Origin of the sequence: Geobacillus thermocatenulatus (assembly GCF_002217655.1) — a bacterium.
GTDB classification, from domain to species: Bacteria; Bacillota; Bacilli; order Bacillales; family Anoxybacillaceae; genus Geobacillus; species Geobacillus thermocatenulatus.
The window spans coordinates 1,563,086-1,582,172 of record NZ_NEWK01000001.1 but is presented as its reverse complement, the minus strand read 5'-3'; the positions used below and the strand labels follow the sequence as shown (position 1 = coordinate 1,582,172).

11 protein-coding genes, 6 pseudogenes and 2 CRISPR repeat arrays (1 of these 19 only partly in view) are annotated in these 19,087 nt (G+C 46.3%); of the genes and pseudogenes, 6 read left to right on the top strand and 11 right to left on the bottom strand.

From position 1 onward, the window contains the following. Window positions 1–4: 4 nt before the first annotated feature. Complete coding sequence (locus B9L19_RS08085; protein WP_047752933.1) at window positions 5–634, bottom strand: YhbD family protein; 630 nt, start codon at window positions 632–634, stop codon at window positions 5–7. Window positions 635–804: 170 nt separating this feature from the next. On the opposite strand from B9L19_RS08085, the gene ade reads away from it, so the two are divergent. Further along, entirely contained in the window at window positions 805–2,538 is a 1,734-nt protein-coding gene (ade, locus tag B9L19_RS08080) for an adenine deaminase (RefSeq protein WP_047752932.1), read from the top strand. A 210-nt stretch (window positions 2,539–2,748) separates the two neighbouring features. Further along, window positions 2,749–3,903 carry a glycosyltransferase gene (locus B9L19_RS08075; RefSeq protein WP_081804140.1) on the top strand — a complete coding sequence of 385 codons (1,155 nt, stop codon included), beginning with the start codon at window positions 2,749–2,751 and terminating at the stop codon, window positions 3,901–3,903. 93 nt (window positions 3,904–3,996) lie between these two features. Here the strand turns inward: B9L19_RS08075 and B9L19_RS19795 are convergent. After that, window positions 3,997–4,191 (bottom strand): annotated as a pseudogene (locus B9L19_RS19795) (hypothetical protein). A gap of 271 nt (window positions 4,192–4,462) precedes the next feature. On the opposite strand from B9L19_RS19795, the gene B9L19_RS19660 reads away from it, so the two are divergent. Together B9L19_RS19660 and B9L19_RS08065 are read left to right on the top strand one after the other, a co-directional pair. Further along, complete coding sequence (locus B9L19_RS19660) at window positions 4,463–4,927, top strand: exosporium glycoprotein BclB-related protein (protein WP_244182606.1); 465 nt, start codon at window positions 4,463–4,465, stop codon at window positions 4,925–4,927. Window positions 4,928–5,346: 419 nt separating this feature from the next. After that, window positions 5,347–6,603: pseudogene (locus B9L19_RS08065) on the top strand (IS1634 family transposase); the annotation flags it as partial. 60 nt (window positions 6,604–6,663) lie between these two features. Here B9L19_RS08065 and istB read toward each other — a convergent pair. The 8 genes and pseudogenes from istB to cas7i form a co-directional block, all read right to left on the bottom strand. Continuing rightward, a pseudogene (gene istB / locus B9L19_RS08060) lies at window positions 6,664–7,419 on the bottom strand (IS21-like element IS5376 family helper ATPase IstB). Next, complete coding sequence (istA, locus tag B9L19_RS08055) at window positions 7,416–8,609, bottom strand: IS21 family transposase (protein WP_089113895.1); 1,194 nt, start codon at window positions 8,607–8,609, stop codon at window positions 7,416–7,418. Before istA ends, istB begins: the two are co-directional and overlap by 4 nt. A 159-nt stretch (window positions 8,610–8,768) precedes the next feature. Beyond that, window positions 8,769–10,104: direct repeats of the CRISPR family, unit length 29 nt; unit sequence ATTTAAATCCCTCTCCGTTCAGATTAAAC. A gap of 196 nt (window positions 10,105–10,300) precedes the next feature. Beyond that, the gene (cas2, locus tag B9L19_RS08050) at window positions 10,301–10,564 is read right to left on the bottom strand and encodes a CRISPR-associated endonuclease Cas2 (RefSeq protein WP_025948822.1); all 264 of its coding nucleotides are present in this window, start codon (window positions 10,562–10,564) and stop codon (window positions 10,301–10,303) included. Window positions 10,565–10,567: 3 nt separating this feature from the next. After that, window positions 10,568–11,551: a type I-B CRISPR-associated endonuclease Cas1b gene (gene cas1b / locus B9L19_RS08045; RefSeq protein WP_025948823.1), complete on the bottom strand. Its 984-nt coding sequence runs from the start codon at window positions 11,549–11,551 to the stop codon at window positions 10,568–10,570. Then, entirely contained in the window at window positions 11,551–12,048 is a 498-nt protein-coding gene (gene cas4 / locus B9L19_RS08040) for a CRISPR-associated protein Cas4 (protein WP_025948824.1), read from the bottom strand. The genes cas1b and cas4 overlap by 1 nt, the downstream gene beginning before the upstream one ends. 14 nt (window positions 12,049–12,062) lie before the next feature. Continuing rightward, window positions 12,063–14,234, bottom strand: coding sequence for a CRISPR-associated helicase/endonuclease Cas3 (locus B9L19_RS08035; protein WP_047752928.1), 2,172 nt, complete (start codon window positions 14,232–14,234; stop codon window positions 12,063–12,065). A gap of 23 nt (window positions 14,235–14,257) precedes the next feature. Then, on the bottom strand, window positions 14,258–14,959 hold the full coding sequence (cas5b, locus tag B9L19_RS08030; protein WP_025948826.1) for a type I-B CRISPR-associated protein Cas5b: 702 nt from the start codon (window positions 14,957–14,959) through the stop codon (window positions 14,258–14,260). Window positions 14,960–14,961: 2 nt separating this feature from the next. After that, a complete protein-coding gene (cas7i, locus tag B9L19_RS08025) occupies window positions 14,962–15,849 on the bottom strand; it encodes a type I-B CRISPR-associated protein Cas7/Cst2/DevR (RefSeq protein WP_025948827.1) in 888 nt (295 codons plus the stop codon). Window positions 15,850–15,982: 133 nt separating this feature from the next. Here cas7i and B9L19_RS08020 point away from each other — a divergent pair. Both B9L19_RS08020 and B9L19_RS08015 read left to right on the top strand, forming a co-directional pair. Further along, window positions 15,983–16,705: pseudogene (locus tag B9L19_RS08020) on the top strand (tyrosine-type recombinase/integrase); the annotation flags it as partial. A 76-nt stretch (window positions 16,706–16,781) separates the two neighbouring features. Next, window positions 16,782–17,108 (top strand): annotated as a pseudogene (locus B9L19_RS08015) (transposase); the annotation flags it as partial. On the opposite strand, the pseudogene B9L19_RS18640 reads toward B9L19_RS08015, so the two are convergent. Then, window positions 17,083–17,238, bottom strand: a pseudogene (locus B9L19_RS18640) (IS701 family transposase); the annotation flags it as partial. The pseudogenes B9L19_RS08015 and B9L19_RS18640 sit on opposite strands and share 26 nt — an antisense overlap. Before the next feature lie 124 nt (window positions 17,239–17,362). After that, a CRISPR array of direct repeats spans window positions 17,363–19,087; the repeat unit is 29 nt; unit sequence ATTTAAATCCCTCTCCGTTCAGATTAAAC; it runs 1,178 nt beyond the window's last position.

Below are 19,087 nucleotides of genomic sequence, written 5' to 3'. Positions count from 1 at the left end.
CCTTTTATCCCTCCGAAATGGCCAGTTTCAACTCTTCAATATACGTTGGCACGTGCAGCCGCGCAATGAGCTTCGCCCCTTCTTCCACATGCAAAGCTGCTGTCCCTTCCACAAGAAAGGAAACCGTGACCCCCATTTTGCGCAAAACGACAAGCTCGCATGACTTCCCTTGCAATTTTGGATAATGGCTCCCAAACATCCTCCATATGTTTTTTCCTTCTTCTATGCTGATCTCACCGGAACGAAGAAGCCGGTCAACGATGTAAAGGGACAGGAGCTCGGCAAAGGACACATCTTGGCGGCCTCCCCATTCATCATCCAACCATTGCAGCACCAAATCCGAAACAATGTGACGTTTTACAATTTCCTCTCTCGTCAAAACGACCGCCGCCGGATTCGGCGCAAACACACCCGCGAGTTCATCGAGCGACAGCTCATCTTTCAGCTCTTTGATTTTCTCAATGCGCGCCAAGATTTTCTCTTTCGGAAAAAACGTCTCTTGCCCAGTGAATGTCGATTTGCGAATAAACCATTCTTCCGGAATGAGCTTTTTCCGCTTCCAGCGGTACAGCTGGCCGTACGAAATGCCGGTCAGCTCGAGCAGTTCTTTTTTTGAGATGAGTTCTGGTTCCATCGTGGCATCACCCCCTCACAATCATAAATGTAACATAACACTGTTACGTTGTAAAGGGGGTGTGTCAAAATCAGCACCAAAGCGATTGACATCTTCCGTCAAGCCCATTACAATAAAGCCAATTTCCACTGGCATCTCGATTCACATCATAAAGAGAGGAGAATCACTGCATGCATTCGACATTGCACAACCAAATCGCCGCCGCCGCCAAACAAACAAAAGCCGATCTCGTCATCCAAAATGGGAAAATCGTCAACGTGTTCACGCGCGAAATCATCGAAGGAGACCTCGCCATTGCGGAAGGAATGATCGTCGGCATCGGGCGCTATGAAGGAGAGAAAACGATCGACGCCGAGGGCCGCTACATTTGTCCGGGACTGATCGACGGACACGTGCATATTGAATCATCCATGGTTCCTCCGAGCGAATTCGCCCGCGTCGTTCTTCCGCACGGCGTGACGACCGTCATCGCCGATCCGCATGAAATCGCCAATGTCGCCGGTGTGTGCGGCATCCAGTTTATGCTCGATGAGGCAAAACGGACGCCACTCGATGTGTATATGATGCTGCCGTCGTGCGTGCCGGCCGCCTCGTTTGAACATGCCGGAGCCGTCTTATCCGCCGCGGAACTGGCACCGTTTTTCAACGATGAGCGAGTGCTCGGATTGGCGGAAGTGATGGACTATCCATCATTACGGGAACAACATCCATCGATGCTTGACAAACTGGCGCTCGCTGCCAACGCCAACCGCCTGATCGACGGCCATTTGGCGGGGCTTGACGCTGATGCCGTCAACGTCTACCGAAGCGCCCGCATCCATACGGACCATGAATGCGTCACTCCCGACGAAGCGCTGGAACGCGTTCGCCGCGGCATGTACGTGCTCATTCGCCAAGGCTCAGTCGCCAAAGACCTCAAAAAACTTCTCCCCGCCATCCATGAGCACAACGCGCGCCGCTTTCTCTTTTGCACGGATGACAAACATCTTGATGACTTATGGTTTGAAGGCAGCGTCGATCATAACGTGCGGCTCGCCATTCAGGCCGGCCTCGACCCGCTCCTGGCCATCCAAATGGCCACGCTGAACGCCGCAGAGTGCTACCGTTTGCCGACAAAAGGCGCTGTCGCTCCAGGATATGACGCCGACTTTTTGTTCGTTGACGATTTGGAAACATTGAACATCACCCACGTCTTCAAAGCGGGAAGACTGGTGGCCCAACATGGACAGACGGTGTTTCCAGCCGAACGATCGGCAGAAAGCCTTGAACAGCCATTGCTTCACTCCATCCGTTGCCAAGCAGTGGACGAAACCGATCTTCGCATCCCGATGAAAAGAGGAACGAAAGCCCATGTCATCGAGATCATCCCGAACCATTTGCATACGAACCACCTCATCACGGACGTTGATGTCCAGGAAGGAGCTTTCTGCCCCTCGATCGAGCGGGATTTGCTGAAGCTTATTGTCGTCGAACGCCATCGCGGCCTCGGCATCGGCCTTGGCATCGTCCGCGGCTTCGGATTCAAGGCAGGCGCCATCGCTTCTTCGATCGCGCACGACTCACACCATATCATCGCCGCCGGAACAAACGATCGCGACCTCGCCGCCGCCATCGAACAGCTCCGCCGGCAGCACGGCGGCTTGGCGGTCATCAAAGACGGAGCGGTGCTTGCCAGCCTGCCGCTTGAGATCGGCGGTTTAATGACAAGAAAAGACTATACCGAGGTGCTGAGCGGATTGAAGCAGATTGACAAAGCCCTTAAAGCCATCGGCGCCAATGGCTCGTTCAACCCATTCATCACATTGTCCTTCCTCGCCTTGCCGGTCATCCCAGAGCTCAAGCTGACCGACCAAGGATTATTTGATGTAAATAAATGGGAATTTATTCCTGTTGAAGCGGTGTAACCCCTCCCGATTGAGGCTGGCGTTTCAAAGCGAGAGGATTGCGGGAGCACCGCCTTACAGCAGGGCGCTCATTCACAACTAAGGTCAACCGCGAAGCAAATAACCCCCTTCATCCCCCATTGATTCCGGGGATGAAGGGATTTCCTTCACTCCGCCCTTTTTCCTCGATTTTCACAGCGCCATGCGGCATTGGCATAAGCACGTTCCCGCATGATGCATATAGTGAAACAGCAACATGGTCGAAAGGAAGGTGCAAGGAAATTGATCACCATCAGTCTTTGCATGATCGTCAAAAATGAAGAAGACGTCCTTGTCCGCTGTTTGGACAGCATCCGACATCTCGTAGACGAAATCGTGATTGTAGATACAGGATCAACGGATCGCACGAAAGAAATCGCCCGCTCCTACACCGCACGAGTCATCGACTTTCCTTGGAGCGATGATTTCTCGGCGGCGCGAAACTTCTCCTTTTCCCACGCCACCATGGACTATATTTTTTGGCTGGACGCAGACGACATCCTGCCAGCAGAAGAGCAGACCAAATTTCTCACATTGAAGCGCACCCTTTCTTCTGACATCGACTCCGTCACCATGATTTACAGCCTTGCCCAAGATGAATATGGAAAGACGATCTCGAGCGTCCGCCGAAACCGCCTCGTCAAACGATCCAACGGCTTCCGATGGCATGGGGTGGTTCATGAATATCTAGAAGTATGGGGAACGATTCTCAACAGCGATATTACCATTATTCATCAACCCAACCGCTGCGCTTCAGATCGAAATTTGCAAATCTATGAGAAACAGTTGGCACAAGGAAAAGAATTTTCCCCAAGAGATCTGTTTTACTTCGCCAACGAACTGTTCGACCATCAACAATACGAGCGGGCCATTCAGTATTATGAACGGTTTTTGCAGACCAAACAAGGATGGGTGGAAGATTGCATCGCCGCCTGCGGAAAGGTAGCGGACTGTTTTGATGCACTCGGTGATGAAGAACAGGCATTGCGATATGCGTTCCGATCGTTCGAATACGATACCCCTCGGGCTGAATGCTGCTGCCGGCTGGGCTATTACTTTCTTCAGCGCAAGCAATATCGTCTTGCCGCCTTTTGGTACCATTTAGCCACTCAACTCACAATGCCTTCCGACAGCTGGGGATTTGTTCATCATGCTTGCTGGACTTGGCTTCCCCACTTGCAGCTTTGTGTATGTTACTTTTACATGGGCGAGTACGAGTTAGCATACCAACATAACGAAAAAGCCAAACAATACGTTCCTCATCATCCCGCGGTTTTGCACAACGAATGTTTGCTGCAATCCATTCTCGCCGCCGAAAGCACGTTCCACCAAACCGATGAATCGTGATGAAAGGAGGTTATGCCGCTTGTCTGACCGACGTCCTATTCGAGTAAAATGTCTTTCCCCTTTATGCGGAACATGGCCGCCGATTGTAAAAATCTATACCGGACCGACGGGGCCGACGGGACCCACGGGACCGACTGGACCCACGGGGCCGACCGGGCCTACAGGACCCATCGGACCTCAAGGACCCACAGGACCCACGGGGCCAACCGGGCCTACAGGACCCATCGGACCTCAAGGACCCACTGGGCCAACCGGACCCACGGGACCGACTGGACCCACGGGACCCATCGGACCTCAAGGACCCACAGGACCCACGGGGCCCATCGGACCTCAAGGACCCACAGGACCCACGGGGCCAACTGGGCCTACGGGACCCATCGGACCTCAAGGACCTACAGGACCTACAGGACCGACCGGACCCACAGGACCTCAAGGACCCACTGGGCCAACCGGACCCACGGGACCCATCGGACCTCAAGGACCCACAGGACCCACGGGACCGACAGGACCGGCTGGAGCAGGAGCCATCATTCCATTCGCTTCTGGAACAACGGTTGTCTTGACCGCCACTATAGCTGGGCTGGCCGACACCGCAAGTTTGATCGGATTTGGAAATGCTGCTTCAAGCATCAGTTTAGTGGGAGGAACCATAAACCTTGGCGGGATATCGAATTTTTCCTTTACCATCCCGCGTTCAGGGATCATTACTGCTATCGCAGCGAATTTTTCCGCCACAGCGGGCACAGCGCTTTTAGGAACGGCTACGATCCGCGCCCAATTGTATATCGCCACTTCTCCGTCCAGCAACGTATTTTCGCCTATTCCAGGCACGCTCATTACATTAACGCCATCAATCACCTTTCCCATCTCCCTAGCCCAAAACGCCAGCGGCATCGTCACAGGATTAAACGTGCCTGTCAATGCTGGCGACCGGCTGCTCATGGCGTTTTTCACCACCACTTCCGGCCTTTCGATTGCCGCTTCCGTCACGGGATATGCGAGTGCAGGAGTGGCGATTAGTTAGCGCCTCACTGTGATACCAAGGATGCGCTCATTGGAGTGCTCAACTAAGGCCGCTGCAAACAAGCGGCCTTGTAATCCCTCTCCGTTCAGATCAAACGCTCCCAACAGCTCCATACGGAACACATTGAGCGCCCTTTAAATCCCTCTCCGTTCAGATTAAACGTTACAAGCACTAGTACGACACAAGCCGCGACAGCAATTTAAATCCCTCTCCGTTCAGATTAAACCATCACCGCCCGATCAATGATATAAAACACTTGATCAATTTAAATCCCTCTCCGTTCAGATTAAACGTATGTTTTTTGCAAGCAAAAAATGCAGAGAAGTGCAAGAAAAAATACATAGGCTTGCCAGCTCAAGACTTAAGGTTCTAGACCGGGGGAAGAGGACGGCTGGATCGCGGAGAGAGCGTTCCGCAGTCGAGGCGCTTGGCTTTTGGATCAGCTCTGGAGACAACTGGGATTGGGAGAGATTCTCCACTCCTTGTTTGCCTCCCGACATCATCAGATTCCGTTGGAACGGCTCATTTTTGCCATGGTGGCGAATCGTGCCCTTCATCCGTCAAGCAAGTTGGCGATGGAGGATTGGGTGGAGAAAGACGTGCATATCCCTCATCTTCCCCAAGTCGCCAGCCACCAGTTATACCGGGCGATGGATGAGCTGTTGGCTGTGCAGCCGGAATTGGAACGCCAAGTGTTCCATGCCGTGGCCGATTTATTGAACCTGGAAGTCGATTTGATTTACTTTGATACGACTTCGTCGTACTTCGAAGTGGATCCCTCGGAAACACCGGAAGGAGAATCGCTTCGAAAGCAGGGTTTTTCCAAAGATAAGCGTCCTGATTTGGTTCAAATCGTCATTGGACTGGCTGTCACCCGGGAAGGAATCCCGATTCGCGCTTGGGTATGGCCTGGCAATACCATGGACATGACGGTCATCAAACAGGTGAAACAAGACTTGATTGGCTGGAAGCTTGGACGTGTGATCAGCGTCATGGACCGCGGCTTTTCCTCTGAAGAGAATTTGCGAATCTTGCAACAGGCCGGGGGACACTACATTGTCGGCGAAAAAATGCGATCTGGCAAAGCCGCCGTCGAAGAGGCGTTGAGCCGCCGTGGGCGCTACCAACAAGTTCGCGAGAACTTGCATATCAAAGAAATCATCGTCGGCGACGGAGAAGCCCGTCAACGCTATGTTCTCGTGTACAATCCCAGCGAAGCCGAACGCCAACGCAAGGAACGGGAAACGCTGCTCGAATCGCTGAAAGAGGAGTTGGAGGGGCTTCGCCAACTCCCTAATGAAGCTCATCATAAGGCCACCTGCCGGCTGCGTTCCCATCCGTCCTACGGAAAATACTTGCGTCAATTGAAGGATGGAACGATTCGCATCGACAAGCAGGCGGTTCGTGAAGCGGAAAAGTATGACGGCAAATATCTCATTCGAACATCCGACGATACCTTGTCTGCGGAAGATGTCGCCATCGGGTATCAGCAGCTGGTGGATATCGAGCAGGCCTTTCGGACGTTGAAATCGACACTTGAGCTGCGTCCCATGTATCATCGTTTGGAAGACCGCATCCGGGCGCATGTGCTGCTCAGTTGGCTGGCCCTCTTGTTAGTTCGGATCGTAGAGATCCGGACTCATGCATCGTGGCCGAACGTAAGAGACGAATGTGAGTGTCAAGGCCGATTATTTTTTCCCCAAAATCGCCGGTTTAAAATTCCCCAGAAGGACCTTTCACTGATCCTTCTGTTTTTCTTGTTGGAGCCTCTTTTCCCGTAATCGATAGCTTTCCCCCTTTAGGTTGAAAATGATGGAATGATGCAGTCATCGATCTAACATCGCTGTCGCCAACACCGAGTCTCCCACGATTTCTCCCCATTCCCCGAAGCTTTTGTTGGAGGTGAGGATAATCGGGGCATGCTCGTACCGACGAGCGATCACTTGAAATAAGTAATGAGCGCTGTTTGGGTCCAGTTTTAGATACCCCATTTCATCAATAATGAGAACGGTTGGCTTCACAAAGACACGAAGCTTTTTCTCCAACTTTCCTTCCTGGTCGGCTCTTCTTAACTGATTGACCAAATCGTGAGCGGTAATAAAATACGTTTTATATCCTCTTGCGATCGCCTCCATTCCAATCGAAATGGCCAGATGTGTCTTCCCAATCCCCGGCGGACCGAGAAAAAGAATATTCTCCTTTCGATCAATAAACGACAAGGTCAGCAGCTCTCGAATCCGGCGCTCATCCACCGAAGGCTGCGCGGTAAAATCAAACGTATCGATCGTCTTGCGATACGGCAGTTTGGACAGCTTGATGAGCGTTTGGATCGATCGTGCCTGTTTTTCGACGATTTCTGCCTCTAATAAGCGGAATAAAAACTCTGAATATGATATATTATGAGTAGAGGCGTATTCTGTCATGGCGGACCATCGCTCCGCCATGACAGGCAAATGGAGTTGGTGGCAATACTCGTGTATTCGTTCTTTCATGAGCTTTCCCCTCGCAGGAATGCGTCATAAACGGACAATGGACGAGTATCCACTTCCACCGAAACAGGCGAAATGGCGGCTGCCCTTTCTGTCTGTTTCTTTTTTATTTTTTCGGCGAATGAAATCACTTTTTTCTGTTGGTCCACGTGAGAAATCTCCTCCCCTCGAAAGTACAATTGAATATCTCCATTTAATCGCTCCTTCACCAGAATTTCTTTGCCCGCATACTCCGCCGATAAGAGCCATTGTTCCCCTTTGTAGGAGAAACTGCCATCCCAATGCACCTTCCGATAGGAAAGATAGCTCGTATCGTAATCGTTCAACGGAAGAGGCTTGAGTGACTCCTCGGCCCAACGCTCTTGCGGAGAAATACCGGTAGTGGCGTTTGGCTTCCGATTTGCCACTTGATCGAGCCAACGATGTAAAAGGAAATTTAATTCTTCGATGCTTTCAAACGATGTTCCTACATAGAAGTGATCCATAATATACTGAATGGCTCGTTCGACTTTTCCCTTTGTTTGGGCTCGGTAGGGCCGGCATACTTTTGGAATAAATCCGTAGTAACTCGCAAATTCGGAAAATCGTTGATTCCATTTCACCACTCCTTGTTCTCGCCCGTCTGTAACGGTCTTCATATTGTCAAATAACACCTTCTTCGGAACCCCACCAAAGTACTTGAAACTCTGAATCAGGCATTCCATTAAGTGTTCCTGATCCTGGCTGACCGTAAATACCGCGTATTTCATCCGCGAATAGCCTAACACAGCCACAAATAGCGATAACTTGACTTTTCTCCCTTCGATCACGACCTCCCCAACTTCTTTCCAATCGACTTGCATTTGTTCGCCAGGAAGCGTTTCATAACGAACGGTGTATTTCTTTTTCGCCGTCTCTCGGAAAGGTTTCATATAGTCTTTTAAAATCGTCTTTCCTCCCGTATAGCCCTGTTGTCGAATTTCAAAAAACAACTTTTCGCTATTAAACACCCCATCTTCTAACATCCGTTTTTGAAGATACGGCTTAAATGGATCTAACTTGCTTTTTCTTGGTTTTCGCTTGGATTTGGAAGGAGGATTGGGGGAGTGAATATATTTTCGGACGGTTTTCCGATCGATCCCCAATTCCCTCGCAATATCGGAAATACTCATTCCCCTTTCATACATCTCTTTGATCATAAAAATAAATAGCATGAATTCGAACGTCCATGGTGTGGAAACTCCTTTGCTTTCCTTGTGTACCAAGGACCTATTCGACATCGGGATGAAAAAATCCTCCCGATTTTCGTCGGGAGGGTGCGAAATGTGAGTTAAACGCCAATTTTTTCTCCAATTCAGCAACATCGACTTTCAATTTAAATCCCTCTCCGTTCAGATTAAACCTTTCGGCGAACTGCTCCTCAAACACATAATACTGAATTTAAATCCCTCTCCGTTCAGATTAAACCTGCTTTTGCGGCGCCTGTCGTTAGGATTGTTTCATTTAAATCCCTCTCCGTTCAGATTAAACACAGCATATACGTTGAATTTATTACAATTCAAAAAAATTTAAATCCCTCTCCGTTCAGATTAAACTCATATTGCCGGCATGACTGTTCCGCTTAAGTTTACACATTTAAATCCCTCTCCGTTCAGATTAAACCAAGATGCATCCCCCCTAAGTGAACTGGAAAAAAAATATTTAAATCCCTCTCCGTTCAGATTAAACCAACAAAATCGCCCAGCTCCGCGCACAGGCGGCTGATTTAAATCCCTCTCCGTTCAGATTAAACACATATCAAGTGTCTCACGGGAGAGGCGGAAAGATGTATTTAAATCCCTCTCCGTTCAGATTAAACAAGAGTCTCATTGAAATCTTGTGTCTGAAACGGACTATCATTTAAATCCCTCTCCGTTCAGATTAAACGGTAAGTCGTATCATGCGCTTGAGTTGGGGTTGAATATTTAAATCCCTCTCCGTTCAGATTAAACTTGATCCAGCCGGCATCTTTGTGATCGCTCATCGCTATTTAAATCCCTCTCCGTTCAGATTAAACGACTATTAAACATGATGCCAGCCTCGTCAATGATGACAATTTAAATCCCTCTCCGTTCAGATTAAACGACTGAGCGACAAAAATAAAGTCGAAACCGAACTTGATTTAAATCCCTCTCCGTTCAGATTAAACGCTGATATTGTTGGGTTGCTGATACGTCTTGCATATCATTTAAATCCCTCTCCGTTCAGATTAAACTCCTTTTTCGTGTACTGCTCAAACTCGCGGCAACCTATTTAAATCCCTCTCCGTTCAGATTAAACGAAAAAGGCATCAGTGTCAAAATACTTTATTTCCAATTTAAATCCCTCTCCGTTCAGATTAAACAACAAATCATCAGGATTGTTCAACGGCTCACCGCCATTTAAATCCCTCTCCGTTCAGATTAAACTAAGTGACACCACGAGATAAAGCCTCAAGACGGTATCCATTTAAATCCCTCTCCGTTCAGATTAAACTTAGGGGGCGGTCAATAGTGGGTGTGGTGGTCGATATTTAAATCCCTCTCCGTTCAGATTAAACGTGCGCTGCCAAAAATCAACATCAACCTGTTTGCATTTAAATCCCTCTCCGTTCAGATTAAACCGACTGGTAAAACGCGATTCAGTGACAACTGAAGCAGTAATTTAAATCCCTCTCCGTTCAGATTAAACCCTATCAGTTACAAAATAATATTTATTGATGTAGCAAGCAATTCACGCTAATGCCTACGCATCAATTATACCGTATTTTGCAGTAAAGTGATAATCGTGTTTTTAATGTTACGCAAATAATGAAGCACTGCCCTTGATAAATCAAGATTTCTCCCATTCATCCTCTAAAATGCGGTTCACTGCAAATTCTTAAAGCTTAGAGGAACAACTCATCAAAATTCTTTTCCTGACCAAATACCCGCTTTTTTATATTCTTCGGGTTTTCTACTTCGTATAAGTAAATGGAGTCTTCTTGTTTATCGATGATCATCTCTAATTCATACATGCACTTCATCAGCAGACTTTTCGAAATCTCCCCTTCAAATACGCTATTTTGCGTCCAAGTGAGATATTCCTTTAATTTTTTGCAAACTTTGTTGACCCGCTTCTCCGCTACGTCATACGTAATGATAACAAACATGGTTCACCACCACGCTTTCAACGGTTTATATCGTTCATCCCCGATCAAATGTTTAATCAACTTATAGCATTCCAATCGTATAAAATGCCGATAACTCACTTTTCTTTTCAGCTTCCGATGTTGAATGGATGTGGCCAATTTATTCTCCCACTCCATAATAAACTTTTTCTTTCCTTCCTCATTTAAAAACACCATTCCATCGATATCATCAAAATGTTTGTTGGTAATGATCCGATTGTTAATGGAGGCGATAATAACCGGATCGACGATCAATGGCTTAAAGATTTCAGCTAAATCCAAACTTAACGAAAATCGTCTTGTCGACGGTTCATGCAAAAAACTAACCGTGGGATCAAGCGGCGTCTTGTAAATTTCCCCCAAAACAGTTGTATAACATAAGGAATTCCCGAATGATATCAAGGCATTCAGTGGGTCGCGCGGAGGTTGCTTTGTCCGCTTTTCAAACGTAAAGTCTTGCTTCAAAATCTCGTTAAAGGATTGATAATAATGTTGGCGAATCCGTCCTTCAATTCCCATTAACTCTTGAACGGTACTCACGGTGTCCAATTTTTTTGCCTCTTCTTCGATTTGATGGATATAGACTTCGGTCTTTTCTTTATGTCTGCGAATATTCCGCAACATATGATGCACAGCGCTTTCCAAAAACATTTTTGCTATATACAGCCGTTTTCCTTTATCGAGATAATGGGCACTCTGTTGCACAACAGTAAAACCAGACACTTTCCTGTTTCGTGGACAGAACGTTCCTGCATAAAACCCATAATAGTTGAAAATATGCAAATGGACCTCATGCTGGCTTAACAAATTAAGCAAAGCGGAGTTGAAGTCCACTTCCCCAAATACATATAAATTTTCGATTTGATGTACAGGAAGCGATCTCTTGTTTTCTTTTTCATCTAAAAAATAAATCGTATTGTCCTTTCGCTTGAGTCGCCCGTTCGAAAAGATATAATGATCTTTCAACATCATTCGTCACCTTCCAGTGCATAACAAAATTCGTAATATGCACACTTCGAGCAATATGATAGTTTTTCAAGAGGTGGGGGAGAGGGAAGTTGCAAAATTTGATAGATGTCTTTTAAAGCCTTTTCCACCTTTCGCTCGTCTTCTTCTGTTAATATCACTTCCTCCGTCTTTCTTTCCTTCGTATAGCTGATCAATCCTTTTTTATGAATGCCTCGTTTTTTCAGTTCGTAAAGATAGTACAACATTTGAAAACGGTCCGCTTCGGCCATTTTGCTAGAGATTTTGATCTCACGAACGTACTCTTCCTCTAATGCATCCAGCTTAAACGTGTCATCAATCAAAATTTCTCTCTCATCCAAGCGTGGATACGCCCGTTCGTGCAGAATCTTTCCTTCGATCACTCGTTCGTGCTCTTCTTCCATTCCAATTCCTTTGGAAAACAACCATAATTTCCGCTTGCACACTTTGTAATAATGGATTTGAACACCGCTCGCCATTCACTGCACTCTCCTTAGTAAAATGCTGACAGTGGTGTATCAAACTGAATCCCTCTCCCCACTTCGCGATCAAAATCGTACTCAACATCGGCAATGTATATATGGTCAAACGGTTTGGGCAATCGTTCTGAGACAAATTTCTCCGCAAGAAAACGGTGGACGCTGATCGTCTTCTTTTCGATCTCCATGCGCAAACGAATCCGCTTTTGCCAGTCTCGGCAACGACGGCATTCATCGATGACATCGGCGATTTCGTCGTAAATTCGCCGTGGAATGATGGGAACGGTCTGAATGTCACGCAGTTTCCGCTGCGCCTCTTTCTTGCTCATTTCATACGGATCTAAATGGTCAAACATAGCTAACGCATCTTCGAACTCCTGCAAAAACGAAGTTCCTTTCAATCTCTCACGTTCATACAACTTGCCAACCAACTCAATTTTTGTTCTTTCATCGAGAATTTGTCTGTCAAAAGGCCTCAACAACTCCGTGCTTTCACACACGAGATGTCCATCATATACGGATGGAACCCCAGAAACGTTTTGTGTAAAAATATGGATGTTGCATTGTTCCCCTTCAACCACTCTTCTTCGATAACAGCGCCCAAGACGTTGAAACAGACTATCCAGTGGAGACATTTCTGTGAATAAATAGTCGAAATCAATATCAATGCTTGCTTCGACAAGCTGGGTTGTAACCCATATCCCATTCACCTTTGCTTCATTGAACTCTTGAATTTGCCGCTCGAGCCATTGACGATCTTCTTGCGTAAATTGTGAATGCAGCAAATGAACAGGTACATCGCTGCCCATTTCGGATAATCGTTCGTACAATTCCATCGCCCGACGAACCGTATTCACAATGACTAACACTTGGGATGAACGCGCCATTTTGACAAAGTCCTCTATTCCTTCTGTTATTTCTTCATCATGGAGCTGAATACGGTGACGGTGATTTTGGCTGTCAATAAATTCGCCGAAAACGGTGTCTTCTTCATCGATAATACTTCGGCGCTTGAGTTCATCCAAATATAAAGTTGGCAATGTGGCTGTCATAATCATGAATCGACCGCCTACTTTTTTAATCATTTCTAATGACTTAATCAACATCGCAGCAATTTTTGGATCATACGCTTGGATTTCATCGATCACCACTTTGGCGTTTGCCATGCTTGCCAATTCTTTTTCAAATCCTCGATAATAAAAAGGAAACTTTAAAATTTGGTCAACGGTTGTGAAAAGCAGCTTCATAGACAATTGCTGCGATTGTTGCTTAATCGCCTCCCAGTTTTCTTCCCCCCGTTCCACCAAATAGAAAGCGCTTGTAGAATGCAAAAGACCTGCGGCATCGTACCCCATTTGGCGGCGAACTCGTTCATAAATAGCGTTGATGCTGACGCGAAGAGGCAAGGTGAAGAATGCCTTATCCCGATCGATCCACAATAAGGCAGATTCTGTTTTTCCCATGCCTGTTTGTGCTATCACAATCACATTTTTATGGGTGTGACCTTCTGTAAAACGCTGTAAATCGTTGAGATGAAACAACTTATTCTCCATATACCGTCGCACATAGACGCCAACATCTTGATGAACGTCCGATTCGACGGGAAGGTGCGCTGAGGCCGCATGGTCAATCCGTTGCAAGAGACCCTTTAACAATACATAATCCCAAAATGACTCCCCGTCATGAATGGTATACCGTTTTAGCAACCGATCCACAAATCGAAACGATACCTTTTCAGCCAAAGGCAGTCGCATATGATGGGCAATATCCTCTCTTTGCTTTTGTAGATCATTTTCTAAAATATCACGGATCGCTTCTTTATCAGGCCGTTTATCCCGCTCATGATGGTAGCCGATGGCATGAGTTAACAGCCGCATTTCTTCTTTCGTCAAATTCAATTGCTCAAATGGAACAAGTCCGACAGACAGATAGTTATGCGGTACATTGGCGTCGCAATCAGTTTCCAACAGTTCTTCGTGAATGGCCCGGCGGATTTTGTTTTGAAACACCGTGTTCGCTTTCCCGATGTCATGATACTCGATCGCTAATCGAAGCAATTCCCACATTCGTTCATTGACACGAATCAATCGGTCTCCATAACTGTCCTTTAGCAATCGCCAATTATCAAGAAGACGATCCGTATGTTCACGGATCGTCTCTCTCGTTTCGGACTTTGCATAAAACATGACCGTTTGATTTCCTCCTATTTCTACAAATGGAAAAATACAAGCTCCCCATCTTCATCAATACATGCTCCCTCTGGAGCTGTCGTCCCTTTTCGAACGTATCCCACGCTGACTTTCTCCCATTTTCTCACTCCATTCACGACTTCGTATTTCCAAGGGAGCTCATATGGGATATGCTTTATGTCTATATCGAGCAAATGATGAGGAATGTAAGCGTAATAGCGCAAATCTTTCTCTTCATCCAATTCATCTACCTGAACGATTTTATATTCATCAATTCGGACCAAATCTTCCCATCTGCCTAAACTATAATGGTTTTCGCCAGTTTCGATGGCTTGAATTATCCGTTCAAGAACTTCTTTTTCTGCCTCAACGTGAATCAGCAAATCAACTCGGTACAACAAATGTGTATAAATGGGCATTGTCGTGATTTCTTTGGCATCGTACGAAAACAACTCATCCTGAATCCCGTCAAGGATCAGCGGAAAAGCAGCGACATCTCGTTTTTTAAAAAAGTAATGCCGCTGATAGTCGAGCAGTTTCGCCTCATACTCCCCTTGGACGCTTAGGCGCATGGGGATGAAACGATCCGCGCGAAGCAACGCGTGAATCATTCCTTTAACCGTAGAATAAGGCGGAAGCGGATATGTTTCCGCCACCTTTGAAGCGAACGGCTTTTTATAGCACGCTGTCTCTTGAAATAGTTTTAAACGCAACGCCTTCATTATCATTCACCATAATATGTTTGAACTTGTTCAGCAATATGGCGGAAAAACTGCTCCACTGATCCAGTCTTCTCTGCAAATCGTTGTGCAAATTCATCTTCATTCGCAAATATGCCGCTTACTAACCCGATGCGCGTCCCGTCTGCAACTGGCTTGCCTGCGAATGTTTGCGCCATGGTGTCCTCGATCGGGGCAAGATCAATTTCCCACCCTCGCGGCGAAGAAGCTAGGCGAATTTTCCCAAGGAAAAACGGATTCGCTACATCGTATACTCCGCCGATGACAAATAGCGGGGACAAGTTTTCGCGACGGCCACGAATATTCCGATTCAGCAATTTCACAATATCAAGCAATTGCTGGACGCGTTTCGCTTTTTCCTGATTGGACAGCTCGACCTCCCCATCGACGCCAATGCGATGCAAGTCTATCGTGATGGTGTAACAATAGAAGCTTTGGTGCTGCTCGATCTGAGCCAAATTCGGATCAGCCCCAATTCGGCTGGCTAGCCCCATGTTATTCAAAAATTCCAAATCGCTTTTATACGGTTCAAGGGAAACAGCATGGCTTAAACGCACGACAGCAGCGCGTTTTTGCGAGCTTTTATCCGTTTTTAAGTACCCGAATAAATCCATTTCAACGGAATCTTCGATGGTGACATCTTTTTTGAACTGAACAACCCCGCTCGCTTTATCAACGGTATTTAAGTTCCAGCCAAACAGTTCATTTCCTAAACGCACGATATCGTAGCGCAAACTTTGCCGCGATGCGTATGTGTACGCCTCTCCATTGCCGCGATGAAACTTTTTCAATTCGGAAATATTCGCAATGCCCTCTCCATAGTTTAGCGATCCCGCTTGAAAGACAATCGTCATCGTGACCGTTTTCGTCATGATACAACCTCCCTCTAGAAATGTTGATCTATCAAGGCTTTTCGGCCTCTCAGGGGTGTCCAAAAAATATTTTTCGACAAAATCCCTTACATCCTTTTTCAGTTTTGTGGATATCTTACAGACCTAGGGTGCGTCCACGATCAATCGCCGTCTGAATTCGTTGCGAAGCTTCTATGCGTGGGCGGTGGAACACCATAAGATTGAACAGAACCCAATGAAAGATATCCAGGATTTAAAATCAGCCGATGAAGATAACGAAAAAATCATGTGGCTGACGGAAGAAGAATTCGAGGACTTATTGCATCGGATGCGGAAAAAACCAGTTCAAAGCCGAGGAGTCGATCCTGAGGAGAAATATCGCCGGGATCGTGCGGTGGTGTATTTGCTTACCTATGCGGGATTGCGAGTGGAAGAGTTATCCAATTTAAAATTAACGGACTTAGATTTAGAGATGAAACGAATTCGAATTGTGGGAAAAGGGATGAAGGTAAGAACGGTGCCGATCTCGAATATCTTGTTGGCAGAACTCGAGGATTGGCTTAAGTTTCGCGCGGAAATGGCGAAAAAGAAACCGCATGTGGCCGAATCACCATACGTCTTTTATAGCCAGCGCTCGCCGAAATTTTCCGTGCGCGGCATTCAGCGGATGGTTGAGAGCTACAGCCCTTCGGGTAAGAAGCTGACGCCGCACATGTTTCGTCATACGTTTTGTAAGTGGATGTTGAAGGCAACTAACAACGACATCGAAAAAGTGCGACGTCTGGCTGGACACAGTCATATCACCACCACATCACGGTACTTAAAGGACAGTTATAGTGATTTGGCAGATGCAGTAGAGGCATTGCCAAAGTTCTAGAAGGCCGGTGAAAAAAGTACACCCTGAGGCAGGGATTTAGGGGGCTTATGTCGAAAAAGGAAGAAAAATGGTTGGAATGGAGTGTGAGCGGATCATGAAAGCCCCAAAAACCCTTCGACTCAGCCTCGTCTGTTTTAAGTCATCGACATGGAGGACCTAGTTCCCCCACATCATATCTTGCGCCAAATCAACGAAACGGTTGACGTTTCCGTCATTCACGATTGGGTGGCTCCCCTGTACACGGAAAAAAACGGGTCGCCCGGCGGCGGATCCGGAACGGCTGCTTCGCCTGATGCTGCTCTCGTATTTGTTTGATCACTCCGAGCGGGAGTTGTATGAGATCCTCCCCATGCATGCCGGATACTTGTGGTTTTGCAGTGATGGACATCGGTCAACGTTCCCGAAAATCCCTTGGTGGTCAAGGCATCGACAATGTGAACGAGATGCTTCAAGACCGGTTTGGAAAGTTGCAGCGTCAACCCCAAAGTGAAGAAAAACTTGTCGATTCCTTGGTGATGTGCTAATCTATTCATGGGACATGAACCTCCTTGTGGGTAGTTGGTAGCACATCTATTCTAACCAAGGAGTCCGGTTCATGTCTCCTTTTTTGTTTGATTGTCAATTTATGTTAGCGAATTTGCTCATCTACAGTATATGATTTAAATCCCTCTCCGTTCAGATTAAACGCAAGAAATCGATATGAACGCAAGTTGGGAGGACTGTTTAAATCCCTCTCCGTTCAGATTAAACGGTATTATGTTTAATTCTCGGGATTGGATGCATGAGTTTAAATCCCTCTCCGTTCAGATTAAACGGTAAAACTCGAAAAAATCCCTCGTAACCCATTCGAGTTTAAATCCCTCTCCGTTCAGATTAAACTTTGCTTTCGCGAATTCATTCGCATCACTATCTGTGTTTAAATCCCTCTCCGTTCAGATTAAACTGATCCGGTGTACGCTAGAATAGCCATATGAGCATTGTTTAAATCCCTCTCCGTTCAGATTAAACCCAATCGTGTCATTACGTTAGATGATGTGCTTCTTTGTTTAAATCCCTCTCCGTTCAGATTAAACGTAAATGTTAAGAACTGAAAGAGAGTTAGTTTTTATGTTTAAATCCCTCTCCGTTCAGATTAAACTACTCCCGGCCATCTGTTCTTGACCGCAACAGCCTGTTTAAATCCCTCTCCGTTCAGATTAAACTTGCATTTCGATCGAGAGGATACCCCATTTAGAGAGCAGTTTAAATCCCTCTCCGTTCAGATTAAACGATTCCGCCCGGTTATCGTTTAGTTGATCGCGACCAGTTTAAATCCCTCTCCGTTCAGATTAAACTAGTCGCAAAAATACGGAATACCTCGTTTCGTAACAAGTTTAAATCCCTCTCCGTTCAGATTAAACAAGATCCTCATTGTGTCATAGCGAGAGGCAACCCAGTTTAAATCCCTCTCCGTTCAGATTAAACTCGCGCCGGATGCAACGGTAGAGCGTGCGAAGTCTGTTTAAATCCCTCTCCGTTCAGATTAAACTATTCCCACCAAACCCGGTTTTGCGAGAATCATGTGTTTAAATCCCTCTCCGTTCAGATTAAACCAATCGGCGCCGCATACTTGAACGTGTATTGCATGTCCGTTTAAATCCCTCTCCGTTCAGATTAAACCCATATGCTCCTCAAATGTCATTGGCCGTGTCGCTGTTTAAATCCCTCTCCGTTCAGATTAAACGCTAAAGGTGTTATTGTACAAGGCAATCAAATTGTGTTTAAATCCCTCTCCGTTCAGATTAAACGCGCATGTTAAAAGTCTTTGTTTCATAGCGAATGAACTGTTTAAATCCCTCTCCGTTCAGATTAAACAGATCGGATAATGTGTCATATGTACGATGTCCCATGTTTAAATCCCTCTCCGTTCAGATTAAACAATGACTGCCTTTCGATTATGAAAGCCGGTCTAGTTCAATTTAAATCCCTCTCCGTTCAGATTAAACAAAAGTGTCCTTTAAAAACGTTTTTGGCGGTTTCATCATTTAAATCCCTCTCCGTTCAGATTAAACTTAGAGGAGAAGAGAAAGAACGTTCACGCGTTTGTCAATTTAAATCCCTCTCCGTTCAGATTAAACAAACGAGAAGCTAGAGAAAGTCATAGAGCTTTGCGAAATTTAAATCCCTCTCCGTTCAGATTAAACTTTTCTCTTCGTAATAGTTACAAACCGACTTTATGAATATTTAAATCCCTCTCCGTTCAGATTAAACGCATCTGCGCTAAATGTACCTATAAGCAGCTTAATATTTAAATCCCTCTCCGTTCAGATTAAACGAATTACGAGCATTGTTGTGAAGGAGTGGTATTACAATTTAAATCCCTCTCCGTTCAGATTAAACCTT